The organism is Burkholderia sp. HI2714 (assembly GCF_002223085.1).
Classification (GTDB): domain Bacteria; phylum Pseudomonadota; class Gammaproteobacteria; order Burkholderiales; family Burkholderiaceae; genus Burkholderia; species Burkholderia lata_D.
Window position 1 is genome coordinate 1 of the sequence record NZ_NKFM01000010.1, and the last position, 26,482, is coordinate 26,482.

Consider the following 26,482-nt stretch of genomic DNA (forward strand, 5'->3'; position numbering starts at 1 on the left):
TGGGGACTAGATCCCCTTGAAGGGTCGTTCGAGACCAGGACGTTGATAGGTCAGGTGTGTAAGCGCAGTAATGCGTTCAGCTAACTGATACTAATTGCCCGTAAGGCTTGATCCTATAACAAGTCTGCCTTGTAGATCGGCGCCGTGCGCAAGCACCGGCCGCGATCCAAAGCGACAAGTTGATTCTCGTGTGTGATACACACAACTCAAAATTACTGCTTCTTCCAAGATTGGTTGTGCTGCGAAGCCAGCACAACAACCCTCTTTGCCTGATGACCATAGCGAGTCGGTCCCACCCCTTCCCATCCCGAACAGGACCGTGAAACGACTCTACGCCGATGATAGTGCGGATTCCCGTGTGAAAGTAGGTAATCGTCAGGCTCCCTAAGCCAAGAACCCCCGCCCGAAAGGCGGGGGTTTTTGCATTTTGGGCGATGGAAATGCATGGGGGAGAGCGGAGTGGGCGGCCTGGCGCATATCCAGGCCCCGAATGCGTCGATTCAGACACCTGCCGTTCTCGAGCAACTCGCAGCGCTACTGATCAACCCGATCGAGCTGCCCCCGCACTGGTAGCTGGCGCTGGCTGAAACCTATATTCAAACATCGATCCCCCTGCTGCTCACGACGACGGCCGCCAGGTTGCGTAGCGACTTCCTCTCGCGTACCTGACTGCCTCTCGGGGCAGATTTGAACGTCGCGGGTTTCGGCCCGGTGTGGAATCGCGAACTCCTCGATTGCCGATTATCAGGCGCCGTTCATCGGCGTATCGAGCTCATCCTCGGCCAAAAGTCACTATTGCAATTTCGTGCCTATCGAGCATGTTTCACGGCCTCCGTCACCATACGAGCCGTCAGCATACCGGGCGACGGGTCGCCTCTTCGGACGTTTGGCACGTTCTCGCTGCGCGCGCTGAGCGACCGTTGCTCCATCGAGCGCGCGAAATCGGATGGTGCCGCGAGTGGCATTGTGTGGCCATCCAGGGTCGTTTGCGGCTCAATTCGATGCATCTTCGCTCAAGTCGACTTGACCGAAAAACGGGCGCGTGTAACCACAGGATGGAAAGCGGAGCTGCGTAGCGCGAACCTGCGTCCGCGAGTTCGTTGACCCGATAGCATCAGAAATCCGCGCTGTTCCTTTTGACGAGCACGGGCTGCCCGTCTCGCAACGCGTAGATTTCTTCGATGAGCGAATAGGCCGTGCCGCCAAAGCAGTCTCGCCCTTCGCCCATTAACGCGAAGTGCTTGCCGCTGGCGTCGATGCCGGTCGATCGCACCGTGCATGCGGTACTCGGATCCCGGAGCGCGGTGCCATCGCCCGGCGGAAACCGGCGGGTCGTGTTCCGGCCTTGATCTCGGGTTAGCACGACCAACGCCGGGCAGCGAGCGGTCGATGTTGAAGACTGGATGTCGCACGCCAGCTTTCCGGCGTCGTCGGACTGATGCGGAGCGGGGAACGCGCCGGCGTCGAATCCTACGCAGGTACTCGCGTTCAGCTGCACGAGGCGGGCATCGCACGGGCATGTGGGATGTCGTGCGTATGCCGAGGATTCGCTGCGGTAGGCCGACCAGATGTTGACGTTGGTCGGCTTGCGTGACGGCGAAATGCAGTGGGTGGCACATTGCAGAATGTTCGCCGAGATCGCGTCGACAAGCCTGCGGGGGAGGCCCGGGCGGGGCCGCATATCGTCGCCGAGTAATGGATGGCTGCAATACGTCGATGCAGGCTGGGCCGCCGGACTCACCTTCTGGTGCATTATCGCCAGCGCCGACGAGGTACGTGGACGCATCGTTGAGCAGCCACGCATAGGCGATTGCATCTTGGCTTAGCGGCGGGGGCGTCCCGGCGGAACCGACGTGTGCCGAACCGAGGCACCCGGCATCGAGCGCGGGTTTCAGTCGGTCATATGCGGCGAGCAATGAGGCTGCCGCGGGGCGTCCTGGCGCGTGGCCGTCAGCCAGCGCCTGCTGCCGGATCCTGGTGATCGCGCTCGAGCGACACCAGGCATCTGATGGACCGGCGGCATGCGCAGTCAAAGCCATGAAGGTCATCACGAGGGCAAGCAGGCGCATGAGGCTCAGAACCGAGGCGGGCAGTTGGCCCGCGATGATATCGCGCCAGTCGCTGAAGTCGGCAAGGGTCGGCGTCTGGCCTGCCACTTCCCGTCGGCAGCCCTGGTCGCAGAACCCGATGCAGTTGCTGGAAAACGCCCGAAAGCCTTGTCGCGTGTATCGCCTGCAGGTCCGGTCTGACAACCCACGAGATTGGAGGCGACATCCCCCCAAAAAATCGGGGATGGATCAATGAATCCGCCCGGCACGAAATTTGCGGAAATTTTTCGTTTACCCGCTTGGCAGAGTGCGTAAGAGGTCGTATGATGGCGGTCTTTCGTTTTCAGCGTAGATGCAGATCGACGTTGAGGGCGGAGTCTGACGAAGATGTGGCGCTGATCAGTAGCACCCATGCTTGCCTTAGCCGGGCAAGGACGGGAGATCGGTGGTCAAGCAGGTGTCGGGGAGAGAATGAAAAATAATCTTCCGGATTCGCTTGACAGAAGTGCGATGCACCCCCATAATCGTCAGTTCTCTACGGAGGGGTGCCCGAGTGGCTAAAGGGGGCAGACTGTAAATCTGTTGGCTTACGCCTACGTTGGTTCGAATCCAACCTCCTCCACCAAGATTATCAGCGCAGTGAGCGGTAAGGAATCGTTTGTGGCCCGTGCGGGTGTAGCTCAATGGTAGAGCAGAAGCCTTCCAAGCTTACGACGAGGGTTCGATTCCCTTCACCCGCTCCAGACCGCGAAGTTGAAGCGTAAAGCGCCCATGTGGCTCAGTGGTAGAGCACTCCCTTGGTAAGGGAGAGGTCGGCAGTTCGATCCTGCCCATGGGCACCAGCAGTAAAAAGTCAGTGTCTTGTTTGCGCGCGGCGCAACCTGTGAAATTCCTTCTGGGAGTCGAAAATGGCCAAGGGTAAATTTGAGCGGACCAAGCCGCACGTGAACGTTGGTACGATTGGTCACGTTGACCACGGCAAGACGACGCTGACGGCAGCGATCACGACGGTTCTGACGAAGAAGTTCGGCGGCGAAGCGAAGGCATACGACCAGATCGACGCGGCACCGGAAGAAAAGGCGCGCGGCATCACGATCAACACGGCACACGTCGAGTACGAAACGGCTAACCGCCACTACGCACACGTCGACTGCCCGGGCCACGCTGACTATGTGAAGAACATGATCACGGGCGCAGCGCAGATGGACGGCGCGATCCTGGTTTGCTCGGCAGCAGACGGCCCGATGCCGCAAACGCGTGAGCACATCCTGCTGGCGCGTCAGGTTGGCGTTCCGTACATCATCGTGTTCCTGAACAAGTGCGACATGGTGGACGACGCTGAACTGCTCGAGCTGGTCGAGATGGAAGTTCGCGAACTCCTGTCGAAGTACGACTTCCCGGGCGACGACACGCCGATCGTGAAGGGTTCGGCGAAGCTGGCGCTGGAAGGCGACACGGGCGAGCTGGGCGAAGTGGCGATCATGAGCCTGGCCGACGCGCTGGACACGTACATCCCGACGCCGGAGCGTGCAGTTGACGGCGCGTTCCTGATGCCGGTGGAAGACGTGTTCTCGATCTCGGGCCGTGGTACGGTTGTGACGGGTCGCGTTGAGCGCGGCATCGTGAAGGTCGGCGAAGAAATCGAAATCGTCGGTATCAAGCCGACGGTGAAGACGACCTGCACGGGCGTTGAAATGTTCCGCAAGCTGCTGGACCAAGGTCAAGCAGGCGACAACGTTGGTATCCTGCTGCGCGGCACGAAGCGTGAAGACGTGGAGCGTGGCCAGGTTCTGGCGAAGCCGGGTTCGATCACGCCGCACACGCACTTCACGGCTGAAGTGTACGTGCTGAGCAAGGACGAAGGCGGCCGTCACACGCCGTTCTTCAACAACTACCGTCCGCAGTTCTACTTCCGTACGACGGACGTGACGGGCTCGATCGAGCTGCCGAAGGACAAGGAAATGGTGATGCCGGGCGACAACGTGTCGATCACGGTGAAGCTGATTGCCCCGATCGCGATGGAAGAAGGTCTGCGCTTCGCAATCCGCGAAGGCGGCCGTACGGTCGGCGCCGGCGTCGTCGCCAAGATCATCGAGTAAGCCAGTTATTCGTTGATCGACAGTTTTGGGGCTGGCAACAGCCAGCCCCAACATGGTTTAGGGGTATAGCTCAACTGGCAGAGCGTCGGTCTCCAAAACCGAAGGTTGGGGGTTCGATTCCCTCTGCCCCTGCCAAAAAATAGCCACGTGTCCTACGTGGCATTTGTTTTAAGGTGTTATGGCGAATCCATCCGTCGAAACTGTAAATACCTCCGGCGATAAGCTGATGCTGGCCCTGGGCGTATTGTTGGTCTTGGCCGGATTCGTGGGCTTCTTCTGGCTGGCCAATCAGCAGTGGTATGTCCGCGGTGCCGCATTGGCGGTAGGTATCATCGCCGGCGTGGCCGTCGGGCTGATGTCCGCACCTGGCAAGAGTCTCATCGCCTTTGCCAAGGATTCGTACAAGGAAGTCCGGAAGGTCGTTTGGCCCACCCGCAAGGAAGCAACGCAAACCACACTCGTCGTGTTCGGTTTCGTGCTCGTGATGGCGATTTTCCTCTGGTTGAGTGACAAATCGATCGAATGGGTGATTTTCTCGGCGATTCTGGGTTGGAAATGATATGAGCGATACTCCGGCATCCCCGAGCGGAAAGCGTTGGTACGTCGTGCACGCCTACTCCGGTATGGAGAAGAGCGTGCAACGCGCGCTTCAAGAGCGCATCGAACGTGCTGGCATGCAGGACAAATTCGGTCAGATCCTGGTTCCGACCGAAGAAGTGGTCGAAGTCAAAGGCGGCCACAAGGCTGTGACCGAGCGTCGTTTCTTCCCCGGCTACGTGCTGGTCGAGATGGAAATGACGGACGAAACGTGGCACCTCGTGAAGAACACAGCGAAGGTCACCGGTTTCGTCGGCGGTGCACGTAACCGCCCGACCCCGATTTCCCCGAAGGAAGTCGAGAAGATCATGTCGCAGATGCAGGAAGGCGTTGAGAAGCCGCGCCCGAAGACCCTGTTCGAAGTCGGCGAGATGGTGCGTGTCAAGGAAGGCCCGTTCACGGACTTCAATGGCACCGTCGAAGAAGTCAACTACGAAAAATCGCGCGTGCGTGTGTCGGTCACCATTTTTGGCCGATCCACCCCGGTCGAACTCGAGTTCGGCCAGGTCGAAAAAGTTTGATCCCGATTCGGTGGGCAGCCTCGGCTGCCCACCTTCGCGCTTACGGCCCGCGTCATGGTCGTTGAGGAGCGTCAGTAGCCAGTAGCGAAAGCGCGTTATTACTCACCGAACGCCTTCTCCGGCGTTCCAATGAGGTTCACAAATGGCAAAGAAGATTATCGGCTTTATCAAGCTGCAGATCCCTGCAGGTAAAGCCAACCCGTCTCCGCCGGTCGGTCCGGCACTGGGCCAGCGCGGCCTGAACATCATGGAGTTCTGCAAGGCGTTCAACGCGCAGACTCAAGGCATGGAGCCGGGTCTGCCGGTGCCGGTGGTCATCACGGCATTCGCTGACAAGAGCTTCACGTTCGTGATGAAGACGCCGCCGGCGACCGTCCTGATCAAGAAGGCGGCGAAGGTGGACAAGGGCTCGAGCAAGCCGCACACCGACAAGGTCGGTTCGATCACGCGCGCTCAAGCTGAAGAAATCGCGAAGACCAAGATGCCGGACCTTACGGCAGCTGATCTGGACGCAGCCGTTCGCACCATCGCTGGTAGCGCACGCTCGATGGGCATCACTGTGGAGGGCGTGTAAATGGCTAAGATCTCCAAGCGCCGTCAGGCATTTGCTGCCAAGGTTGATCGTCAGAAGCTGTACGCGATCGAAGACGCACTGAGCCTCGTGAAGGAATGCGCGAGCGCGAAGTTCGACGAGTCGATCGACGTCGCAGTCCAGCTCGGCATCGATGCGAAGAAGTCGGATCAAGTCGTTCGTGGTTCGGTCGTTCTGCCGGCAGGTACGGGCAAGTCGGTTCGCGTTGCTGTGTTCGCGCAAGGCGAGAAGGCTGAGCAAGCACGTGCAGCAGGCGCGGAAATCGTCGGTATGGAAGACCTGGCAGAGCAGATCAAGGCTGGCCAGATGGACTTCGACATCGTGATCGCTTCGCCGGACACGATGCGTATCGTCGGTACGCTCGGTCAGATCCTCGGCCCGCGCGGCCTGATGCCGAACCCGAAGGTCGGTACGGTCACGCCGGACGTCGCAACCGCCGTCAAGAACGCGAAGGCTGGTCAGGTGCAATTCCGTGTCGACAAGGCCGGTATCATCCACGCGACCATCGGCCGTGCATCGTTCGAACCGACCGCACTGCGTTCGAACCTGTCGGCGCTGATCGAAGCGCTGCAGAAGGCAAAGCCGGCAACGAGCAAGGGCGTCTACCTGCGCAAGATCGCACTGTCGAGCACGATGGGCGTCGGCGTGCGTGTCGACCAGGCTACGCTGGCAGCACAGTAAGCAAGTATTCGGGCCGCTTCGTTCGCGAAGCGGCCTACATGGGCTTTGGGCGGTTGCTCGTGCGGTACGGCGGGCAACCGGTTATCAAAGACCGTTGGTGGGGCGCAGCAGTCAGGTGATCCCTTAATTCAAGCCAACGCAGATGGCGAACCCGAAAAAGTTTTGCAGTGGTGAAGCCGCAGGCCGTGAAGCGATTCCCGGCGTGAGGTGGAAATACTCCTAACGAGGTCGGACGCCGTTGTTGAACGAGGTACGTGAGGTTTCGGCCGCCGGCCGCGCCGAACGTATCGTTTCTGGAGGCTAACCGTGCCGCTTAATAGAGAAGACAAGCAAGCCGTCGTCGCTGAGGTTTCCGCGCAAGTCGCGAAGGCCCAGACCGTTGTGCTGGCTGAGTATCGTGGAATTGCGGTTGGCGATCTGACCAAGCTGCGCGCGAAAGCGCGTGAGCAACAGGTTTACCTGCGCGTGTTGAAGAACACGCTGGCGCGTCGCGCTGTTGAAGGTACCCCGTTTGCTCCGCTGGCAGAGCAGATGACTGGCCCGTTGATCTACGGCATCTCGGAAGATGCAATTGCTGCTGCTAAGGTCGTCAACGACTTCAGCAAGAGCAATGACAAGTTGGTCATCAAGGCTGGTTCGTTCGATGGCAAGGTGATGGACAAGGCTGGCGTGCAAGCGCTGGCAAGCATCCCGAGCCGCGAAGAACTGCTCTCGAAGCTGCTGTTCGTTATGCAATCGCCTGTTTCGGGCTTCGCGCGCGCTCTGGCCGCGCTGGCCGAGAAGAAGCAAGCGGAAGCTGCGTAATCGAGCGTGCATCAGCGTCATTGATCGCTGGCTGTATCCGAATTCAATTTAGGAGTATTTCAAATGGCAATCGCAAAAGAAGACATCCTGGCAGCAGTCGAAGGGATGACCGTTCTGGAACTGAACGAACTGGTCAAGGCATTCGAAGAGAAGTTTGGCGTGTCGGCAGCTGCAGTGGCAGTCGCTGGCCCGGCAGGCGGCGGCGCAGCTGCTGCAGCAGAAGAGAAGACCGAATTCACGGTCGTTCTGGCTGAAGCAGGCAGCAACAAGGTTGCAGTCATCAAGGCAGTTCGCGAACTGACGGGCCTGGGCCTGAAGGAAGCGAAGGACGTCGTTGACGGCGCACCGAAGGCTGTCAAGGAAGGCGTCGACAAGGCTGCTGCTGAAGAAGCCAAGAAGAAGCTGGAAGAAGCAGGCGCGAAGGTCGAAGTCAAGTAAGTTTCGACGCGCTGTGCGAAGGCTGGCGGTATTTTCACCGCCGGCCTTTTTGTGCTTTGTGGGGACGTTATTCTGGCACTCATTCGGGAGCCCGAATAATCGGCCCCAGAAGCCAAGGAAAACCGCCTGATCGTTGTCATTGATCACGAATGGCGGTTCTCTTTGTCTTCTGAAGCGACTGCAGAAGGCAAGTTTGGTCGGGTAGCGGGCAACACAGGCATCCGCTGCCGTCAGCCAGCGGTTGGTAGCGGCCAACCACCAAGCTTCTCGGCTCGTTCAAGCCGTCGGACGGCCATCGGGTCTCAGTCGGTGAACACTCGGGTTTGAAACGTCCAGGTATTCCGCCTCGATAGCACCCGCCGTGATTCGGAGATCGTATGCAATATTCCTTCACCGAGAAGAAGCGCATTCGCAAGAGTTTCGCGAAGCGCCCCATCGTTCACCAAGTTCCTTTCCTGCTGGCTACCCAGCTTGAATCATTCAGCACGTTTCTGCAAGCCGATGTGCCGGCCACGCAACGCAAGCCTGAAGGTTTGCAGGCCGCGTTCACATCGGTGTTTCCCATTGTTTCGCACAACGGTTTCGCACGTCTCGAGTTCGTGAGCTATGCGTTGTCCGCGCCGGCATTCAACATCAAGGAATGCCAGCAGCGCGGCCTGACGTACTGCTCCGCGCTGCGCGCGAAGGTCCGCCTTGTCATCCTCGACAAGGAATCGCCGAACAAGCCGGTCGTCAAGGAAGTGAAAGAGCAGGAAGTGTACATGGGCGAAATTCCGCTCATGACGCCGACGGGCTCGTTCGTCATCAACGGCACCGAGCGTGTCATCGTCTCGCAGCTGCACCGTTCGCCGGGCGTGTTCTTCGAACACGACAAGGGCAAGACGCACAGCTCGGGCAAGCTGCTGTTCTCGGCACGGATCATTCCGTACCGCGGCTCGTGGCTCGACTTCGAATTCGATCCGAAGGACATCCTGTACTTCCGCGTCGACCGTCGCCGCAAGATGCCGGTCACGATCCTGCTGAAGGCCATCGGCCTCACGCCGGAACAGATCCTCGCGAACTTCTTCGTGTTCGACAACTTCACGCTGATGGGCGAAGGCGCGCAACTCGAGTTCGTGCCCGAGCGCCTGCGTGGTGAAGTCGCGCGTTTCGACATCACGGATCGTGATGGCAAGGTCATCGTCCAGAAGGACAAGCGGATCAACGCGAAGCACATTCGCGACCTCGAAGCCGCGAAGACCAAGTTCATCTCGGTGCCGGAAGACTATCTGCTCGGCCGCGTGCTGGCGAAGAACGTCGTCGACGGCGATACCGGCGAAGTGATCGCGAGCGCGAACGACGAAGTCACGGAAAGCGTGCTCGAGAAGCTGCGCGAAGCGGGCATCAAGGACATCCAGACGCTCTACACGAACGACCTGGACCAGGGTCCGTACATTTCGTCGACGCTGCGTGTCGACGAAACGACCGATCGTACGGCCGCGCGCATCGCGATCTACCGCATGATGCGTCCGGGCGAGCCGCCGACCGAAGAAGCGGTCGAGGCGCTGTTCAACCGTCTGTTCTACAGCGAAGAAGCGTACGACCTGTCGAAGGTCGGCCGTATGAAGTTCAACCGCCGCGTCAGCCGTGACGAGATCACCGGCCCGATGACGCTGCAGGACGACGACATCCTCGCGACGATCAAGATCCTCGTCGAGCTGCGCAACGGCAAGGGCGAAGTGGACGACATCGACCACCTCGGCAACCGTCGTGTGCGTTGCGTCGGCGAACTGGCGGAAAACCAGTTCCGCGCAGGTCTCGTGCGTGTCGAGCGCGCGGTCAAGGAACGCCTCGGCCAGGCCGAAAGCGAAAACCTGATGCCGCACGACCTGATCAACTCGAAGCCGATTTCGTCGGCGATCCGCGAGTTCTTCGGTTCGTCGCAGCTGTCGCAGTTCATGGACCAGACCAACCCGCTGTCGGAAATCACGCACAAGCGCCGTGTTTCCGCACTGGGTCCGGGCGGTCTGACGCGCGAGCGCGCAGGCTTTGAAGTTCGCGACGTGCACCCGACCCACTATGGCCGCGTGTGCCCGATCGAAACGCCGGAAGGTCCGAACATCGGTCTGATCAACTCGCTCGCACTGTATGCGCACCTGAACGAGTACGGCTTCCTCGAGACGCCGTACCGCAAGGTCGTGGACAGCAAGGTGACCGACCAGATCGACTACCTGTCGGCGATCGAAGAAGGCCGCTACATGATCGCTCAGGCAAACGCCGCGATCGACGAGAACGGCCAGCTGATCGACGAACTCGTGTCGTCGCGTGAAGCCGGCGAAACGATGATGGTCACGCCGGACCGTATCCAGTACATGGACGTCGCGCCGTCGCAGATCGTGTCGGTGGCAGCTTCGCTGATTCCGTTCCTTGAGCACGATGACGCGAACCGTGCACTGATGGGTTCGAACATGCAGCGTCAGGCCGTGCCGTGTCTGCGTCCGGAAAAGCCGGTCGTCGGTACGGGCATCGAGCGCACCTGCGCGGTCGACTCGGGTACGACGGTTCAGGCGTTCCGTGGCGGCGTCGTCGACTATGTCGACGCAGGCCGTATCGTGATTCGTGTGAACGACGACGAAGCAGTCGCAGGTGAAGTCGGTGTTGACATCTACAACCTGATCAAGTACACGCGTTCGAACCAGAACACGAACATCAACCAGCGTCCGATCGTGAAGATGGGCGACAAGGTCTCGCGCGGCGACGTGCTGGCCGACGGCGCCTCGACGGACCTGGGTGAGCTCGCGCTCGGCCAGAACATGCTGATCGCGTTCATGCCGTGGAACGGCTACAACTTCGAGGATTCGATCCTGATCTCGGAGAAGGTCGTTGCGGACGATCGCTACACGTCGATCCACATCGAAGAGCTGAACGTCGTTGCACGCGACACGAAGCTCGGACCGGAAGAAATCACGCGCGACATCTCGAACCTGGCGGAAGTCCAGCTCGGCCGTCTCGACGAATCGGGCATCGTGTACATCGGTGCTGAAGTCGAAGCAGGCGACGTGCTGGTCGGCAAGGTCACGCCGAAGGGCGAGACCCAGCTGACGCCGGAAGAGAAGCTGCTGCGCGCGATCTTCGGCGAGAAGGCTTCGGACGTGAAGGACACGTCGCTGCGCGTGCCGTCGGGCATGAGCGGTACCGTGATCGACGTCCAGGTGTTCACGCGTGAAGGCATCCAGCGTGACAAGCGTGCGCAACAGATCATCGACGACGAACTGAAGCGCTACCGTCTCGACCTGAACGACCAGCTGCGCATCGTGGAAGGCGACGCGTTCCAGCGTCTCGCACGCATGCTCGTGGGCAAGGTCGCGAACGGCGGTCCGAAGAAGCTCGCGAAGGGCACGAAGATCGACCAGGCTTACCTGGAAGACCTCGACCATTACCACTGGTTCGACATCCGCCTCGCGGACGACGAAGCAGCGGCGCAGCTCGAAGCGATCAAGAACTCGATCGAAGAAAAGCGTCACCAGTTCGACCTCGCGTTCGAAGAGAAGCGCAAGAAGCTCACGCAAGGCGACGAACTGCCGCCGGGCGTGCTGAAGATGGTCAAGGTGTACCTTGCGGTCAAGCGTCGCCTGCAGCCTGGCGACAAGATGGCAGGCCGTCACGGTAACAAGGGTGTCGTGTCGAAGATCGTCCCGATCGAAGACATGCCGTACATGGCCGATGGCCGTCCGGCAGACGTCGTGCTGAACCCGCTGGGCGTCCCGTCGCGGATGAACGTGGGTCAGGTTCTGGAAGTGCACCTCGGCTGGGCCGCGAAGGGCCTCGGCTGGCGAATCGGCGAAATGCTGCAGCGTCAGGCGAAGATCGAGGAACTGCGCGTGTTCCTGACGAAGATCTACAACGACTCGGGCCGCCAGGAAGACCTGGAAAGCTTCACCGACGAAGAGATCCTCGAACTCGCGAAGAACCTGCGCGAAGGCGTGCCGTTCGCAACGCCGGTGTTCGACGGTGCGACCGAGGAAGAAATGGGCAAGATGCTCGACCTCGCGTTCCCGGACGACATCGCTGAACAGCTCGGCATGAACCCGTCGAAGAACCAGGTCCGTCTGTACGACGGCCGCACGGGTGAAATGTTCGAACGTCGCGTGACGCTCGGCTACATGCACTACCTGAAGCTGCACCACTTGGTCGACGACAAGATGCACGCGCGTTCGACCGGCCCGTACTCGCTCGTCACGCAGCAGCCGCTGGGTGGTAAGGCGCAGTTCGGTGGCCAGCGTTTCGGTGAAATGGAAGTGTGGGCACTCGAAGCGTACGGCGCGTCCTACGTGCTGCAGGAAATGCTGACGGTGAAGTCGGACGACGTGAACGGCCGGACGAAGGTGTACGAAAACCTCGTCAAGGGCGATCACGTGATCGATGCAGGCATGCCGGAATCCTTCAACGTGCTCGTGAAGGAAATCCGCTCGCTCGGTATCGATATCGATCTCGACCGCAATTAATCGGACTACGGAGAGAAAGCAATGAAAGCTCTGCTCGATCTATTCAAGCAAGTCCAACAGGAAGAAGTTTTCGACGCGATCAAGATCGGTCTGGCCTCGCCGGACAAGATCCGTTCGTGGTCGTTCGGCGAAGTGAAGAAGCCGGAGACCATCAACTACCGTACGTTCAAGCCGGAACGCGATGGTCTCTTCTGCGCGAAGATCTTCGGGCCGATCAAGGACTACGAGTGCCTGTGCGGCAAGTACAAGCGTCTGAAGCACCGCGGCGTGATCTGCGAGAAGTGCGGCGTCGAAGTGACGCTGGCGAAGGTGCGTCGCGAACGGATGGGCCACATCGAGCTGGCCTCGCCGGTCGCTCACATCTGGTTCCTGAAGTCGCTGCCGTCGCGTCTGGGCATGGTGCTCGACATGACGCTGCGCGACATCGAACGCGTGCTGTACTTCGAAGCCTATGTGGTGATCGAACCGGGCATGACGCCGCTGAAAGCGCGGCAGATCATGACCGAAGAGGATTACTACAACAAGGTCGAGGAATACGGCGACGAATTCCGTGCCGAAATGGGCGCGGAAGGCGTGCGTGAACTGCTGCGCGCGATCAACATCGACGAGCAGGTCGAGACGCTGCGCACCGAGCTGAAGAACACCGGCTCGGAAGCGAAGATCAAGAAGTACGCGAAGCGCCTGAAGGTCCTCGAGGCATTCCAGCGCTCGGGCATCAAGCCCGAGTGGATGATCCTCGAAGTGCTGCCGGTGCTGCCGCCGGAACTGCGTCCGCTCGTGCCGCTGGACGGCGGCCGTTTCGCGACGTCGGACCTGAACGACCTGTATCGCCGCGTGATCAACCGTAACAACCGGTTGAAGCGCCTGCTCGAGCTGAAGGCACCTGAAATCATCGTCCGCAACGAAAAGCGGATGCTGCAGGAAGCCGTCGACTCGCTGCTCGACAACGGTCGTCGAGGCAAGGCGATGACGGGCGCGAACAAGCGTCCGCTGAAGTCGCTCGCCGACATGATCAAGGGTAAGGGCGGTCGTTTCCGTCAGAACCTGCTGGGCAAGCGCGTCGACTACTCGGGCCGTTCGGTCATCGTGGTCGGCCCGACGCTGAAGCTGCACCAGTGCGGTCTGCCGAAGCTGATGGCGCTCGAGCTGTTCAAGCCGTTCATCTTCAACAAGCTGGAAGTGATGGGCGTCGCGACGACCATCAAGGCTGCGAAGAAGGAAGTCGAGAACCAGACGCCGGTGGTGTGGGACATCCTCGAAGAGGTGATCCGCGAGCACCCGGTGATGCTGAACCGTGCGCCGACGCTGCACCGTCTCGGTATCCAGGCGTTCGAGCCGGTGCTGATCGAAGGCAAGGCAATTCAGCTGCACCCGCTCGTTTGCGCGGCGTTCAACGCCGACTTCGACGGTGACCAGATGGCCGTTCACGTGCCGCTGTCGCTCGAAGCGCAGATGGAAGCGCGTACGCTGATGCTGGCGTCGAACAACGTGCTGTTCCCGGCCAACGGCGATCCGTCGATCGTGCCGTCGCAGGATATCGTGCTGGGTCTGTACTACGCGACCCGCGAAGCGGTCAATGCCAAGGGCGAAGGCCTGTCGTTCACGGGCGTGTCGGAAGTGATCCGCGCGTACGAGAACAAGGAAGTCGAGCTGGCATCGCGCGTCAACGTGCGGATCACCGAAATGGTCCACAACGAAGACACGTCGGAAGGCGCACCGCCGTTCGTGCCGAAGATCTCGCTGTACGCGACGACCGTCGGTCGCGCGATCCTGTCGGAGATCCTGCCGCACGGCCTGCCGTTCTCGGTGCTGAACAAGCCGCTGAAGAAGAAGGAAATCTCGCGCCTGATCAACACGGCGTTCCGCAAGTGCGGTCTGCGTGCGACGGTGGTGTTTGCCGACCAGCTGATGCAGTCGGGTTTCCGTCTCGCGACGCGTGCCGGCATCTCGATCTGCGTGGACGACATGCTCGTGCCGCCGCAGAAGGAAACGATCGTCGGCGACGCCGCGAAGAAGGTGAAGGAGTACGACCGCCAGTACATGTCGGGTCTCGTCACCGCGCAGGAACGCTACAACAACGTGGTCGACATCTGGTCGGCAACGTCGGAAGCGGTCGGCAAGGCGATGATGGAGCAGCTGTCGACGGAGCCGGTGACGGACCGCGACGGCAACGAGACGCGCCAGGAGTCGTTCAACTCGATCTACATGATGGCCGACTCGGGCGCCCGGGGTTCGGCGGTTCAGATTCGTCAGCTGGCCGGTATGCGTGGCCTGATGGCGAAGCCGGACGGCTCGATTATCGAGACGCCGATTACCGCGAACTTCCGCGAAGGTCTGAACGTGTTGCAGTACTTCATCTCGACCCACGGTGCACGTAAGGGTCTGGCTGATACGGCACTGAAGACCGCGAACTCGGGTTACCTGACGCGTCGTCTCGTCGACGTCACGCAGGATCTGGTCGTGGTGGAAGACGATTGCGGCACGTCGAACGGCGTGGCGATGAAGGCGCTCGTCGAAGGCGGTGAAGTCGTCGAAGCGCTGCGTGACCGTATCCTCGGCCGCGTTGCGGTTGCGGACGTCGTGAACCCGGAAACGCAGGAAACGGTGTACGAATCGGGCACGCTGCTCGACGAAACGGCGGTCGAGGAAATCGAACGCCTCGGCATCGACGAAGTGCGCGTGCGCACGCCGCTGACCTGCGAAACGCGTTACGGCCTGTGCGCAGCCTGCTACGGCCGTGACCTCGGCCGCGGCTCGCTCGTGAACGTCGGCGAAGCGGTTGGCGTGATCGCCGCACAGTCGATCGGTGAACCGGGCACGCAGCTGACGATGCGTACGTTCCACATCGGTGGTGCGGCATCGCGTGCGGCAGTGGCTTCGTCGGTCGAAGCGAAGAGCAACGGTATCGTGCGCTTTACGGCGACGATGCGCTACGTCACGAACGCGAAGGGCGAGCAGATCGTCATTTCCCGTTCGGGCGAAGCGATGATCACCGACGATTTCGGTCGCGAGCGCGAGCGTCACAAAGTGCCGTACGGCGCGACGCTGCTGCAGCTCGACGGTGCGACGATCAAGGCAGGCACGCAGCTCGCCACGTGGGATCCGCTGACGCGTCCGATCATCACCGAGTACGGTGGTACGGTGAAGTTCGAGAACGTCGAGGAAGGCGTGACCGTCGCGAAGCAGATCGACGACGTGACCGGCCTGTCGACGCTGGTCGTGATCGACGTGAAGCGCCGTGGTTCGCAGGCTTCGAAGAGCGTGCGTCCGCAGGTCAAGCTGCTCGACGCGAACGGCGACGAAGTGAAGATTCCGGGCACGGAGCACGCAGTGCAGATCGGCTTCCAGGTCGGCGCACTGATCACCGTGAAGGATGGCCAGCAGGTGCAGGTCGGTGAAGTGCTCGCACGTATCCCGACGGAAGCGCAGAAGACGCGTGACATTACCGGCGGTCTGCCGCGGGTGGCGGAGCTGTTCGAAGCGCGTTCGCCGAAGGATGCCGGCATTCTCGCGGAAGTCACCGGTACGACGTCGTTCGGTAAGGACACGAAGGGCAAGCAGCGTCTCGTCATCACGGATCTCGAGGGCAACCAGCACGAGTTCCTGATCGCGAAGGAAAAGCAGGTTCTGGTTCACGATGCACAGGTCGTCAACAAGGGCGAAATGATCGTGGACGGTCCGGCGGATCCGCACGACATCCTGCGTCTGCAGGGTATCGAGGCGCTGTCGCGCTACATCGTCGACGAAGTGCAGGACGTGTATCGTCTGCAGGGCGTGAAGATCAACGACAAGCACATCGAGGTGATCGTTCGCCAGATGCTGCGTCGTGTGCAGATCACCGACAACGGTGATACGCGCTTCATCCCGGGCGAACAGGTCGAGCGTTCCGACATGCTGGACGAGAACGATCGCATGATCGCCGAGGACAAGCGTCCGGCTTCGTACGACAACGTGCTGCTCGGTATCACGAAGGCATCGCTGTCGACCGACTCGTTCATCTCCGCGGCATCGTTCCAGGAAACGACCCGCGTGCTGACCGAAGCGGCGATCATGGGCAAGCGCGACGATCTGCGTGGCCTGAAGGAAAACGTGATCGTCGGCCGTCTGATTCCGGCCGGTACGGGTCTCGCGTTCCACAAGGCACGCAAGGCGAAGGAATCGTCGGATCGCGAGCGTTTCGACCAGATCGCAGCGGAAGAGGCATTCGACTTCGGCACGCCGAGCGCGCCGGCGGAAGAGCCGCAGCAACACCCGGCAGCCGAGTAAGTGCGGGCGGCGCGAGCCGCCTTGCCTTACCTCGCTGTCACCGAAACCGCCCGGTTCCGCCGGGCGGTTTTTTTTCGTCCGTCGTTCATCCGAGTGAACGAATCCTGGCCAATCGGCCAAAACCGAACGATTCGCCACGCGTCGCGCGAGCGGGTTGTTAAAATTGCGGTCATCGCTTAGCCGTCCCTGCCCTCATTCATGTCCCGCGCCCTCGAAATCCTCGACGAAGTATTTGGTTATCCCGCATTTCGCGGCCAGCAGGGCGAGATCGTCGAACACGTCGCCGGCGGCGGCGATTGTCTCGTGCTGATGCCGACCGGCGGCGGCAAGTCGTTGTGCTACCAGATCCCGGCGCTGCTGCGCCGCGAGGCCGGGCAGGGCGCCGGCATTGTCGTGTCGCCGTTGATCGCGCTGATGCAGGACCAGGTCGCCGCACTGAGCGAAGTGGGCGTGCGCGCCGCGTACCTGAATTCGACACTGTCGGGTGCCGAGGCTGCGGCGACCGAGCGCGCGCTGCGCGAAGGCGAAATCGACCTGCTGTACGTCGCGCCGGAGCGGCTGATGACGGGGCGCTTCCTCGACCTGCTCGAGCGCGCGAAGATCGGCCTGTTCGCGATCGACGAAGCGCACTGCGTGTCGCAATGGGGGCACGATTTCCGCCCGGAATACATCCAGCTGTCGGTGCTGCATGAGCGGTTTCCGTCGGTGCCGCGCATCGCGCTGACCGCCACCGCCGATGCGATCACGCGCGACGAGATCATCCATCGTCTTGCGCTCGACGACGCGCGCGTGTTCGTGTCGAGCTTCGACCGCCCGAACATTCGCTACCGGATCGTCGAAAAGGACAACGCGCGTTCACAGCTGCTCGATTTCATCCGCGCCGAACATACGAACGCCGACGGTACGACGGACGCGGGCGTCGTCTATTGCCTGTCGCGCCGCAAGGTCGAGGAAACGGCCGAATGGCTGAAGGCGCAGGGCGTGCGTGCGCTGCCGTATCACGCGGGGATGGAGTTCGAGGTGCGGCAGAAGCACCAGGAAATGTTCCAGCGTGAGGAAGGCATCGTGATGTGCGCGACGATCGCGTTCGGCATGGGCATCGACAAGCCCGACGTGCGCTTCGTCGCGCATCTGGATCTGCCGAAGAGCGTCGAGGGCTACTACCAGGAAACGGGCCGCGCCGGCCGCGACGGGATGCCCGCGAATGCGTGGATGGCGTACGGTCTCGGCGACGTCGTCCAGCAGCGCAAGATGATCGACGAGTCCGATGCGGACGACGCACACAAGCGCGTCCAGACGTCGAAGCTCGACGCGTTGCTCGGGCTGTGCGAGACGATCTCGTGCCGCCGCGTACGGCTGCTGAACTACTTCGGCGAGGAGAGCAAGCCGTGCGGCAACTGCGACACGTGTCTCGAGCCGCCCGATTCATGGGACGCGACGCGCGAGGCGCAGATGGCGCTGTCGTGCGTGTTCCGCGCGCAGCGCGCGAGCGGCTTCAATTTCGGCTCGAGCCACCTGATCGAGATCCTGCGCGGCGGGCGCACCGAGAAGGTGTTGCAGCGCGGCCACGACCAGTTGAGCACGTTCGGGATCGGCGCGGCGCTGTCCGAGCCGGAGTGGCGTGCGATTTTCCGGCAGCTCGTCGCGTACGGCTACCTGGCCGTCGACCATGGCGGCTTCGGCGCACTGATGCTGACCGAGGCCGCGAAGCCCGTGCTGAAGAACGAGGAGAAGGTCACGCTGCGCCGCTACGTGAAGCCGCAGCGCACGCGCCAGTCGTCGAGCCGCAGCGGTACGCGCGTCGATCCGACGGCCGGAATGGGCACGCGTGAGCGCGCACGGTGGGATGCGCTGCGCGCGTGGCGCGCGGAAACGGCAAAAACGGACGGCGTGCCGGCCTACGTGATCTTCCACGACGCAACGCTCGCCGAGATCGCACGCAACGCGCCGGAGACGATCGACGACCTGCGCCATATCCCCGGCATGGGCGTGCGCAAGCTCGAACGCTTCGGCGACGAGATCATCGACGTCGTCGAGTCGGCCTGACACAGGCGTTCCGACCCTTCCGGCAAACCACGCGCTCGGCCGGCGAATCACGCAAGCCGTTGACTTAGTTGGTATTTCCGGAATATGATGTTGGGTTCCGGTATTCGGTGGGCCGAGTCGCGTTCCAAGGTTCGCACCCGTTTCGCCGGATCGGAAGTCAACTGTGCGCCGATTCTCGCTTTGCCCGAAATCGATGCGCAGATTTTGTTCAATTTCAGGAATAAACAATGCCAACCATCAACCAACTGGTTCGCAAAGGCCGTCAGTCGGAAACGACGAAGAGCAAGAGCCCGGCCCTGCAGGACTGCCCCCAGCGTCGCGGCGTGTGCACCCGTGTGTACACGACGACGCCGAAGAAGCCGAACTCGGCACTCCGTAAGGTCGCCAAGGTTCGTCTGACGAACGGCTTCGAAGTGATTTCGTACATCGGCGGTGAAGGCCACAACCTGCAGGAACACTCGGTTGTGCTGATCCGCGGCGGCCGTGTAAAGGACTTGCCGGGTGTGCGTTACCACATGGTTCGCGGCTCGCTGGATACCCAGGGCGTCAAGGACCGTAAGCAAGCGCGCTCGAAGTACGGCGCGAAGCGTGCAAAGGCTGCCAAGTAAGCAGTTTTTGATCAGGGATCGCCGCAGGGCGGTCAAGGCGGGAGTGCCGGATTGCCGGTGCTGTCGAGTAAGTGGTCACCCGGCCAAGCTGGTTAGTCGTGAAGATGTGATCGGGTTTGTTGGTGGCCGCGGAGCTGGAACCAGCTCCAACTGAACAAGTAAAGGAAGAATCATGCCGCGTCGTCGCGAAGTCCCCAAGCGGGAAGTGTTGCCGGATCCGAAGTTCGGTAACGTTGATGTAGCCAAGTTCATGAACATGCTGATGCTGTCCGGCAAGAAGTCGGTCGCAGAGCGCATCGTTTATGGCGCATTCGAACAAATCCAGACCAAGGGTGGCAAGGACCCGCTGGAAGTGTTCACGGTTGCGCTCAACAACGTCAAGCCGGTGGTCGAAGTGAAGAGCCGTCGCGTTGGTGGTGCCAACTATCAAGTTCCGGTCGAAGTGCGCCCGTCGCGTCGTATGGCATTGGCGATGCGCTGGCTGCGTGAGGCTGCGAAGAAGCGTAGCGAGAAGTCGATGGCCCTGCGCCTGGCAGGTGAACTCTCCGAAGCGGCCGAAGGCCGTGGCGGCGCGATGAAGAAGCGCGACGAAGTTCACCGCATGGCAGAAGCCAACCGCGCGTTCTCGCATTTCCGTTTCTAAGCGCCTGGCTGGGCTTTTAGCGGAAATAAATTCCGGGCGGGTGCGCTTTTCAGGCGCCTCGCCCGTTTGTGTTGAAGCATGATGCAGCAGGGCTGCATCGTGTCATCCCAGTAGAGGATCAAAGTGGCTCGCAAGACTCCTATCGAGCGCTACCGCAATATCGGTATTAGCGCTCACATCGACGCCGGCAAAACGACGACGACCGAGCGCATTCTGTTTTACACCGGTGTGAACCACAAGATCGGTGAAGTCCACGACGGCGCAGCCACGATGGACTGGATGGAGCAGGAACAGGAGCGTGGCATCACGATCACGTCCGCTGCTACCACCGCCTTCTGGAAGGGCATGGGCGGCAACTATCCGGAACACCGCATCAACATCATCGACACCCCGGGCCACGTCGACTTCACGATTGAAGTCGAGCGCTCGATGCGCGTGCTCGACGGCGCGTGCATGGTGTACTGCGCAGTGGGCGGCGTGCAGCCGCAGTCGGAAACGGTGTGGCGCCAGGCTAACAAGTACAAGGTGCCGCGTCTCGCGTTCGTCAACAAGATGGACCGTACCGGTGCGAACTTCTTCAAGGTCTACGACCAGCTCCGTCTGCGCCTGAAGGCGAACCCGGTTCCGGTCGTGGTGCCGATCGGCGCGGAAGAAAACTTCAAGGGCGTCGTCGACCTGATCAAGATGAAGGCGATCATTTGGGACGAAGCGTCGCAAGGCACGAAGTTCGACTACGTCGACATCCCGGCCGAGCTCGCAGAGACCTGCAAGGAATGGCGCGAGAAGATGGTCGAAGTGGCTGCTGAAGCCAGCGAAGACCTGATGAACAAGTACCTGGAAGAAGGCGACCTGCCGGAAGCCGACATCGTCAAGGCGCTGCGCGACCGTACGATCGCGTGCGAAATCCAGCCGATGCTGTGCGGTACCGCGTTCAAGAACAAGGGCGTGCAGCGTATGCTCGACGCCGTGATCGACTTCCTGCCGTCGCCGGTCGACATCCCGCCGGTCAAGGGCGAGCTCGAAAACGGTGAAGAAGCAGAGCGCAAGGCGTCGGACGAGGAGAAGTTCTCGTCGCTCGCGTTCAAGATCATGACCGACCCGTTCGTCGGCCAGCTGATCTTCTTCCGTGTGTACTCGGGCGTCGTCAACTCGGGCGACACGCTGCTGAACTCGACCAAGGGCAAGAAGGAACGCCTCGGCCGTATTCTGCAGATGCACGCGAACCAGCGTGAAGAAATCAAGGAAGTCCGTGCAGGCGACATCGCTGCTGCGGTCGGCCTGAAGGAAGCGACCACCGGCGATACGCTGTGCGATCCGGCAAACCCGATCGTGCTCGAGCGCATGGTGTTCCCGGAGCCGGTGATTTCGCAGGCTGTCGAGCCGAAGACCAAGGCTGACCAGGAAAAGATGGGCCTGGCGCTGAACCGTCTGGCTCAGGAAGATCCGTCGTTCCGCGTGCAGACCGACGAAGAGTCGGGCCAGACCATCATTTCGGGCATGGGCGAGCTCCACCTCGAAATTCTGGTCGACCGGATGAAGCGTGAATTCGGCGTGGAAGCAACCGTCGGCAAGCCGCAGGTTGCATACCGCGAAACGATCCGTTCGACGGCGAAGGACGTCGACGGCAAGTTCGTCAAGCAGTCGGGCGGTCGTGGCCAGTACGGTCACGCAGTGATCACGCTCGAGCCGAACGAACAAGGCAAGGGCTACGAGTTCTTCGACGAGATCAAGGGTGGTGTGATTCCGCGTGAATACATCCCGGCGGTCGACAAGGGTATCCAGGACACGCTGAAGTCGGGCGTGCTGGCTGGCTTCCCGGTCGTCGACGTGAAGGTTCACCTGACGTTCGGTTCGTACCACGACGTTGACTCGAACGAAAACGCGTTCCGCATGGCCGGTTCGATGGCGTTCAAGGAAGCAATGCGCAAGGCGAACCCGGTCGTCCTCGAGCCGATGATGGCTGTCGAAGTCGAGACGCCGGAAGACTACATGGGCAACGTGATGGGCGACCTGTCGGGCCGTCGCGGTATCGTCCAGGGCATGGAAGACATGGTTGGCGGCGGCAAGATCGTGCGCGCCGAAGTCCCGCTGTCGGAAATGTTCGGCTATTCGACGTCGCTGCGCTCGCTGACGCAAGGTCGCGCAACGTACACGATGGAGTTCAAGCACTACGCTGAAGCTCCGCGCAACGTTGCAGACGCGATCATCAGCGCGAAGTCGAAGTAAATCTGTAGCTACCAATCGATTAATTTTTTGAAAGAAGAGAATCATGGCAAAAGGTAAATTCGAGCGGACCAAGCCGCACGTGAACGTTGGTACGATTGGTCACGTTGACCACGGCAAGACGACGCTGACGGCAGCGATCACGACGGTTCTGACGAAGAAGTTCGGCGGCGAAGCGAAGGCATACGACCAGATCGACGCGGCACCGGAAGAAAAGGCGCGCGGCATCACGATCAACACGGCACACGTCGAGTACGAAACGGCTAACCGCCACTACGCACACGTCGACTGCCCGGGCCACGCTGACTATGTGAAGAACATGATCACGGGCGCAGCGCAGATGGACGGCGCGATCCTGGTTTGCTCGGCAGCAGACGGCCCGATGCCGCAAACGCGTGAGCACATCCTGCTGGCGCGTCAGGTTGGCGTTCCGTACATCATCGTGTTCCTGAACAAGTGCGACATGGTGGACGACGCTGAACTGCTCGAGCTGGTCGAGATGGAAGTTCGCGAACTCCTGTCGAAGTACGACTTCCCGGGCGACGACACGCCGATCGTGAAGGGTTCGGCGAAGCTGGCGCTGGAAGGCGACACGGGCGAGCTGGGCGAAGTGGCGATCATGAGCCTGGCCGACGCGCTGGACACGTACATCCCGACGCCGGAGCGTGCAGTTGACGGCGCGTTCCTGATGCCGGTGGAAGACGTGTTCTCGATCTCGGGCCGTGGTACGGTTGTGACGGGTCGCGTTGAGCGCGGCATCGTGAAGGTCGGCGAAGAAATCGAAATCGTCGGTATCAAGCCGACGGTGAAGACGACCTGCACGGGCGTTGAAATGTTCCGCAAGCTGCTGGACCAAGGTCAAGCAGGCGACAACGTTGGTATCCTGCTGCGCGGCACGAAGCGTGAAGACGTGGAGCGTGGCCAGGTTCTGGCGAAGCCGGGTTCGATCACGCCGCACACGCACTTCACGGCTGAAGTGTACGTGCTGAGCAAGGACGAAGGCGGCCGTCACACGCCGTTCTTCAACAACTACCGTCCGCAGTTCTACTTCCGTACGACGGACGTGACGGGCTCGATCGAGCTGCCGAAGGACAAGGAAATGGTGATGCCGGGCGACAACGTGTCGATCACGGTGAAGCTGATTGCCCCGATCGCGATGGAAGAAGGTCTGCGCTTCGCAATCCGCGAAGGCGGCCGTACGGTCGGCGCCGGCGTCGTCGCCAAGATCATCGAGTAATATCGACGATCCGCGGATCCCGACGGGGTCCGCGATTCCGCGGTATGCAGTCCGTACCGTCGAAACCGGGTGTCCAGCTTGCGCTGGCACCCGGTTTTGTTTTTCCGGTGCGCCGTTGCGCGGGGCGAGAAACTCGCACCATCGCTCCAGAATTTCGTGTAGAATCGCGGGCTTAGCAGTGGAAGTACCGTCCGGAACCTGATGTCTCGCTCCCCGCAGGCGTCATGTTTCACGTTCTTTTAGTGTCCGGCGATGCAACATCGCCTCGCTCTTTCCAAGGAATCGTCATGCAGCAACAGAAAATCCGCATTCGCCTGAAGGCTTTCGACTATCGTCTGATCGATCAATCGGCTGCCGAAATCGTCGATACCGCGAAGCGGACTGGCGCAATCGTCCGTGGCCCGGTGCCGCTGCCGACGCGCATTCAGCGTTTTGACATCCTGCGTTCGCCGCACGTCAACAAGACGTCGCGCGATCAGCTCGAAATCCGTACCCACCAGCGCCTGATGGACATCGTCGATCCGACCGACAAGACGGTTGACGCGCTGATGAAGCTCGACCTGCCGGCTGGCGTCGACGTGGAAATCAAGCTGCAGTAAGGCTTCCAGCGCCGATCGGCATGCCGGGCGGCGCTAAGTCTTTGTATTGCTTGCGGAAATCGAGAAGTCGGGCTATACTGCTTGGCTTTTCGCGTATTCGTGTAAAAAAGTTGGGCCTTGCGTGCCCGGCATTTTGTAAATCAGCCCCGACCAATCGCAGTCGGGAATGGAGAAAATGATGAGCCTTGGACTCGTAGGTCGCAAGGTTGGCATGACCCGTATCTTCACGGCGGAAGGGGATTCGATTCCCGTCACCGTGCTGGACGTGTCGGACAACCGCGTGACGCAGATCAAGACTGTTGAAACCGACGGCTACACGGCCGTGCAGGTTGCATTCGGCTCCCGTCGTGCCTCGCGCGTGACGAAGCCGCTGGCAGGTCATCTCGCCAAAGCCGGTGTCGAAGCCGGTGAAATCCTCAAGGAATTCCGCATTGACGCGGCCAAGGCAGCTGAGCTGTCGAATGGCGCCGTGGTCGGTGCCGATCTTTTCGAAGTGGGCCAGAAGGTCGACGTGCAAGGCGTGTCGATCGGTAAGGGCTACGCCGGTACGATCAAGCGTTACAACTTCTCCTCCGGCCGTGCTACGCACGGTAACTCGCGCTCGCACAATGTGCCGGGCTCGATCGGTATGGCGCAGGATCCGGGTCGTGTTTTCCCGGGTAAACGCATGACGGGTCACATGGGTGACGTGACGGTGACGGTGCAGAACCTCGAAATCGCTCGTATCGACGCAGAGCGCAAGCTGCTGCTCGTGAAGGGTGCGATTCCGGGCGCGAAGGGCGGCAAGGTCTTCGTGACGCCGGCCGTCAAGACCAAGGGGGCGAAATAATGGAACTCAAGCTCCTGAACGAAAATGGTCAGGAAGGTGCAGTGGTCAACGCATCGGACGTCGTGTTCGGTCGTGACTACAACGAAGCGCTGATCCACCAGGTCGTCGTCGCTTACCAGGCGAATGCTCGCCAAGGTAACCGCGCACAGAAGGACCGTGAGCAAGTCAAGCACACGACGAAGAAGCCGTGGCGCCAGAAGGGTACGGGCCGCGCTCGTGCCGGTATGTCGTCGAGCCCGTTGTGGCGCGGCGGTGGTCGTATCTTCCCGAATTCGCCGGAAGAAAACTTCTCGCACAAGGTCAACAAGAAGATGCATCGCGCAGGTCTCTGCTCGATCTTCTCGCAGCTGGCCCGTGAAGGCCGTCTGTCGGTCGTCGAGGACATCATCCTCGAAGCGCCGAAGACCAAGCTGCTGGCCGAAAAATTCAAGACCATGGGTCTCGACTCCGTGCTGATCATCACCGACACGGTTGACGAAAACCTGTACCTGGCATCGCGCAACCTGCCGCACGTGGCAATTGTCGAGCCGCGCTACGCTGACCCGCTCTCGCTGATCTACTTCAAGAAAGTGCTGGTCACGAAGGCTGCGGTCGCCCAGATCGAGGAGTTGCTGTCATGAGCGAGATTCGCAAGAACGATCATCGTTTGATGCAGGTCCTGCTCGCACCGGTGATCTCGGAAAAGGCGACGCTGGTTGCCGACAAGAACGAGCAAGTCGTGTTCGAAGTCGCACCGGATGCCACGAAGCAGGAAGTGAAGGCGGCTGTCGAGCTGCTGTTCAAGGTTGAAGTTGATTCCGTCAACGTGCTGGTTCAGAAGGGCAAGCAAAAGCGCTTTGGCCGTTCGATGGGCCGCCGCAAGGACGTGAAGAAGGCGTACGTTTGCCTGAAGCCCGGCCAGGAAATCAACTTTGAAGCGGAGGCCAAGTAATCATGGCAATCGTTAAAGTTAAGCCGACATCGCCGGGTCGCCGCGCGATGGTCAAGGTGGTCAACAAGAACCTGCACCAGGGCAAGCCGTTCGCGGCACTGCTCGACTCGCAGAGCTCGACCGCCGGCCGTAACAACAACGGTCGTATCACCACGCGTCACAAGGGTGGTGGTCACAAGCAGCACTACCGTATCGTCGATTTCCGTCGCACGAAGGATGGCATTCCGGCAAAGGTCGAGCGTCTCGAGTACGACCCGAACCGTAGCGCGAACATCGCGCTGGTGCTCTACGCAGACGGCGAACGTCGCTACATCATCGCCCCGAAGGGCCTGACCGTCGGCCAACAGCTGATGTCGGGTTCGGAAGCGCCGATCCGAGCAGGCAACACGCTGCCGATCCGCAACATTCCGGTCGGTACGACGATCCACTGCATCGAGATGCTGCCGGGCAAGGGCGCGCAAATGGCGCGTTCGGCTGGCACGTCGGCCATGCTGCTGGCACGTGAAGGCGTCTACGCGCAGGTTCGTCTGCGTTCGGGCGAAATCCGCCGCGTGCACATCGAGTGCCGTGCAACGATCGGTGAAGTCGGCAACGAAGAGCATAGCCTGCGCCAGATCGGCAAGGCTGGCGCGAACCGCTGGCGCGGTATCCGCCCGACGGTGCGTGGCGTTGCGATGAACCCGGTCGATCACCCGCACGGTGGTGGTGAGGGCAAGACGGCTGCAGGTCGCGACCCGGTGAGCCCGTGGGGTACGCCGGCTAAGGGTTACCGCACCCGCAGCAACAAGCGCACGACGACGATGATCGTCCAGCGCCGTCACAAGCGTTAAGGAGTA

Annotated in this window: 20 protein-coding genes, 4 tRNA genes and 2 rRNA genes; 25 read left to right on the forward strand and 1 reads right to left on the reverse strand. The window is 60.9% G+C overall.

Features of this window, described 5'->3' with window-relative positions; genetic code table 11:
- Together CFB82_RS01720 and rrf are read left to right on the forward strand one after the other, a co-directional pair.
- A 23S ribosomal RNA gene (locus CFB82_RS01720) occupies positions 1-115 on the forward strand; the annotation flags it as partial.
- A gap of 153 nt (positions 116-268) precedes the next feature.
- A 5S ribosomal RNA gene (rrf, locus tag CFB82_RS01725) occupies positions 269-381 on the forward strand.
- Between the two features lie 733 nt (positions 382-1,114).
- Here rrf and CFB82_RS41890 read toward each other — a convergent pair.
- On the reverse strand, positions 1,115-1,753 hold the full coding sequence (locus tag CFB82_RS41890) for a hypothetical protein (RefSeq protein ID WP_143750865.1): 639 nt from the start codon (positions 1,751-1,753) through the stop codon (positions 1,115-1,117).
- A gap of 834 nt (positions 1,754-2,587) precedes the next feature.
- On the opposite strand from CFB82_RS41890, the gene CFB82_RS01740 reads away from it, so the two are divergent.
- The 23 genes from CFB82_RS01740 (at position 2,588) to rplB (ending at position 26,476) form a co-directional block, all read left to right on the forward strand.
- Positions 2,588-2,673 (forward strand) — tRNA-Tyr (locus CFB82_RS01740).
- 44 nt (positions 2,674-2,717) lie between these two features.
- Positions 2,718-2,791 (forward strand) — tRNA-Gly (locus CFB82_RS01745).
- A gap of 24 nt (positions 2,792-2,815) precedes the next feature.
- Positions 2,816-2,890 (forward strand) — tRNA-Thr (locus tag CFB82_RS01750).
- Positions 2,891-2,956: 66 nt separating this feature from the next.
- Complete coding sequence (gene tuf / locus CFB82_RS01755; RefSeq protein WP_011350666.1) at positions 2,957-4,147, forward strand: elongation factor Tu; 1,191 nt, start codon at positions 2,957-2,959, stop codon at positions 4,145-4,147.
- 59 nt (positions 4,148-4,206) lie between these two features.
- Positions 4,207-4,282 (forward strand) — tRNA-Trp (locus CFB82_RS01760).
- Positions 4,283-4,325: 43 nt separating this feature from the next.
- Positions 4,326-4,706, forward strand: coding sequence for a preprotein translocase subunit SecE (gene secE / locus CFB82_RS01765; RefSeq protein ID WP_006482892.1), 381 nt, complete (start codon positions 4,326-4,328; stop codon positions 4,704-4,706).
- Position 4,707: 1 nt separating this feature from the next.
- Entirely contained in the window at positions 4,708-5,265 is a 558-nt protein-coding gene (nusG, locus tag CFB82_RS01770; protein WP_006400672.1) for a transcription termination/antitermination protein NusG, read from the forward strand.
- 142 nt (positions 5,266-5,407) lie between these two features.
- Positions 5,408-5,839, forward strand: a complete 432-nt coding sequence (gene rplK, locus CFB82_RS01775) for a 50S ribosomal protein L11 (protein WP_006477201.1) — start codon at positions 5,408-5,410, stop codon at positions 5,837-5,839.
- Positions 5,840-6,538, forward strand: a complete 699-nt coding sequence (rplA, locus tag CFB82_RS01780; RefSeq protein ID WP_006482906.1) for a 50S ribosomal protein L1 — start codon at positions 5,840-5,842, stop codon at positions 6,536-6,538.
- Between the two features lie 306 nt (positions 6,539-6,844).
- Entirely contained in the window at positions 6,845-7,342 is a 498-nt protein-coding gene (gene rplJ / locus CFB82_RS01785; protein ID WP_021161756.1) for a 50S ribosomal protein L10, read from the forward strand.
- A 63-nt stretch (positions 7,343-7,405) separates the two neighbouring features.
- On the forward strand, positions 7,406-7,780 hold the full coding sequence (gene rplL / locus CFB82_RS01790; protein ID WP_021161757.1) for a 50S ribosomal protein L7/L12: 375 nt from the start codon (positions 7,406-7,408) through the stop codon (positions 7,778-7,780).
- 377 nt (positions 7,781-8,157) lie between these two features.
- Positions 8,158-12,264, forward strand: a complete 4,107-nt coding sequence (gene rpoB / locus CFB82_RS01795; RefSeq protein WP_069246923.1) for a DNA-directed RNA polymerase subunit beta — start codon at positions 8,158-8,160, stop codon at positions 12,262-12,264.
- A gap of 21 nt (positions 12,265-12,285) precedes the next feature.
- Complete coding sequence (gene rpoC, locus CFB82_RS01800; RefSeq protein ID WP_069246924.1) at positions 12,286-16,530, forward strand: DNA-directed RNA polymerase subunit beta'; 4,245 nt, start codon at positions 12,286-12,288, stop codon at positions 16,528-16,530.
- Positions 16,531-16,728: 198 nt separating this feature from the next.
- Positions 16,729-18,576 carry a DNA helicase RecQ gene (recQ, locus tag CFB82_RS01805; RefSeq protein WP_069246925.1) on the forward strand — a complete coding sequence of 616 codons (1,848 nt, stop codon included), beginning with the start codon at positions 16,729-16,731 and terminating at the stop codon, positions 18,574-18,576.
- Positions 18,577-18,803: 227 nt separating this feature from the next.
- Positions 18,804-19,184, forward strand: coding sequence for a 30S ribosomal protein S12 (gene rpsL / locus CFB82_RS01815; protein WP_006400662.1), 381 nt, complete (start codon positions 18,804-18,806; stop codon positions 19,182-19,184).
- 172 nt (positions 19,185-19,356) lie between these two features.
- Entirely contained in the window at positions 19,357-19,827 is a 471-nt protein-coding gene (rpsG, locus tag CFB82_RS01820) for a 30S ribosomal protein S7 (protein WP_006477195.1), read from the forward strand.
- Positions 19,828-19,950: 123 nt separating this feature from the next.
- Complete coding sequence (gene fusA, locus CFB82_RS01825) at positions 19,951-22,053, forward strand: elongation factor G (protein WP_039339232.1); 2,103 nt, start codon at positions 19,951-19,953, stop codon at positions 22,051-22,053.
- A gap of 43 nt (positions 22,054-22,096) precedes the next feature.
- Positions 22,097-23,287 carry an elongation factor Tu gene (tuf, locus tag CFB82_RS01830; protein ID WP_011350666.1) on the forward strand — a complete coding sequence of 397 codons (1,191 nt, stop codon included), beginning with the start codon at positions 22,097-22,099 and terminating at the stop codon, positions 23,285-23,287.
- A gap of 287 nt (positions 23,288-23,574) precedes the next feature.
- Positions 23,575-23,886: a 30S ribosomal protein S10 gene (rpsJ, locus tag CFB82_RS01835; protein WP_004199280.1), complete on the forward strand. Its 312-nt coding sequence runs from the start codon at positions 23,575-23,577 to the stop codon at positions 23,884-23,886.
- Between the two features lie 178 nt (positions 23,887-24,064).
- Positions 24,065-24,715 (forward strand): 50S ribosomal protein L3, encoded by a 651-nt coding sequence (gene rplC / locus CFB82_RS01840; protein WP_006482922.1) that lies wholly within the window; start codon positions 24,065-24,067, stop codon positions 24,713-24,715.
- On the forward strand, positions 24,715-25,335 hold the full coding sequence (gene rplD, locus CFB82_RS01845) for a 50S ribosomal protein L4 (protein WP_011350675.1): 621 nt from the start codon (positions 24,715-24,717) through the stop codon (positions 25,333-25,335). The genes rplC and rplD overlap by 1 nt, the downstream gene beginning before the upstream one ends.
- Positions 25,332-25,646 carry a 50S ribosomal protein L23 gene (gene rplW, locus CFB82_RS01850; protein WP_004199275.1) on the forward strand — a complete coding sequence of 105 codons (315 nt, stop codon included), beginning with the start codon at positions 25,332-25,334 and terminating at the stop codon, positions 25,644-25,646. Before rplD ends, rplW begins: the two co-directional genes overlap by 4 nt.
- Positions 25,647-25,648: 2 nt before the next feature.
- The gene (rplB, locus tag CFB82_RS01855) at positions 25,649-26,476 is read left to right on the forward strand and encodes a 50S ribosomal protein L2 (RefSeq protein ID WP_006482900.1); all 828 of its coding nucleotides are present in this window, start codon (positions 25,649-25,651) and stop codon (positions 26,474-26,476) included.
- Positions 26,477-26,482: the final 6 nt, after the last annotated feature.

What these genes read in the sequence shown, in the direction of transcription:
- CFB82_RS41890 (WP_143750865.1), bottom strand. Translation starts at nt 1,753, where the DNA reads ATGCACCAGAAGGTGAGTCCGGCGGCCCAGCCTGCATCGACGTATTGC.
- tuf (WP_011350666.1), top strand. Translation starts at nt 2,957, where the DNA reads ATGGCCAAGGGTAAATTTGAGCGGACCAAGCCGCACGTGAACGTTGGT.
- secE (WP_006482892.1), top strand. Translation starts at nt 4,326, where the DNA reads ATGGCGAATCCATCCGTCGAAACTGTAAATACCTCCGGCGATAAGCTG.
- nusG (WP_006400672.1), top strand. Translation starts at nt 4,708, where the DNA reads ATGAGCGATACTCCGGCATCCCCGAGCGGAAAGCGTTGGTACGTCGTG.
- rplK (WP_006477201.1), top strand. Translation starts at nt 5,408, where the DNA reads ATGGCAAAGAAGATTATCGGCTTTATCAAGCTGCAGATCCCTGCAGGT.
- rplA (WP_006482906.1), top strand. Translation starts at nt 5,840, where the DNA reads ATGGCTAAGATCTCCAAGCGCCGTCAGGCATTTGCTGCCAAGGTTGAT.
- rplL (WP_021161757.1), top strand. Translation starts at nt 7,406, where the DNA reads ATGGCAATCGCAAAAGAAGACATCCTGGCAGCAGTCGAAGGGATGACC.
- rpoB (WP_069246923.1), top strand. Translation starts at nt 8,158, where the DNA reads ATGCAATATTCCTTCACCGAGAAGAAGCGCATTCGCAAGAGTTTCGCG.
- rpoC (WP_069246924.1), top strand. Translation starts at nt 12,286, where the DNA reads ATGAAAGCTCTGCTCGATCTATTCAAGCAAGTCCAACAGGAAGAAGTT.
- recQ (WP_069246925.1), top strand. Translation starts at nt 16,729, where the DNA reads ATGTCCCGCGCCCTCGAAATCCTCGACGAAGTATTTGGTTATCCCGCA.
- rpsL (WP_006400662.1), top strand. Translation starts at nt 18,804, where the DNA reads ATGCCAACCATCAACCAACTGGTTCGCAAAGGCCGTCAGTCGGAAACG.
- rpsG (WP_006477195.1), top strand. Translation starts at nt 19,357, where the DNA reads ATGCCGCGTCGTCGCGAAGTCCCCAAGCGGGAAGTGTTGCCGGATCCG.
- tuf (WP_011350666.1), top strand. Translation starts at nt 22,097, where the DNA reads ATGGCAAAAGGTAAATTCGAGCGGACCAAGCCGCACGTGAACGTTGGT.
- rpsJ (WP_004199280.1), top strand. Translation starts at nt 23,575, where the DNA reads ATGCAGCAACAGAAAATCCGCATTCGCCTGAAGGCTTTCGACTATCGT.
- rplC (WP_006482922.1), top strand. Translation starts at nt 24,065, where the DNA reads ATGAGCCTTGGACTCGTAGGTCGCAAGGTTGGCATGACCCGTATCTTC.
- rplD (WP_011350675.1), top strand. Translation starts at nt 24,715, where the DNA reads ATGGAACTCAAGCTCCTGAACGAAAATGGTCAGGAAGGTGCAGTGGTC.
- rplW (WP_004199275.1), top strand. Translation starts at nt 25,332, where the DNA reads ATGAGCGAGATTCGCAAGAACGATCATCGTTTGATGCAGGTCCTGCTC.
- rplB (WP_006482900.1), top strand. Translation starts at nt 25,649, where the DNA reads ATGGCAATCGTTAAAGTTAAGCCGACATCGCCGGGTCGCCGCGCGATG.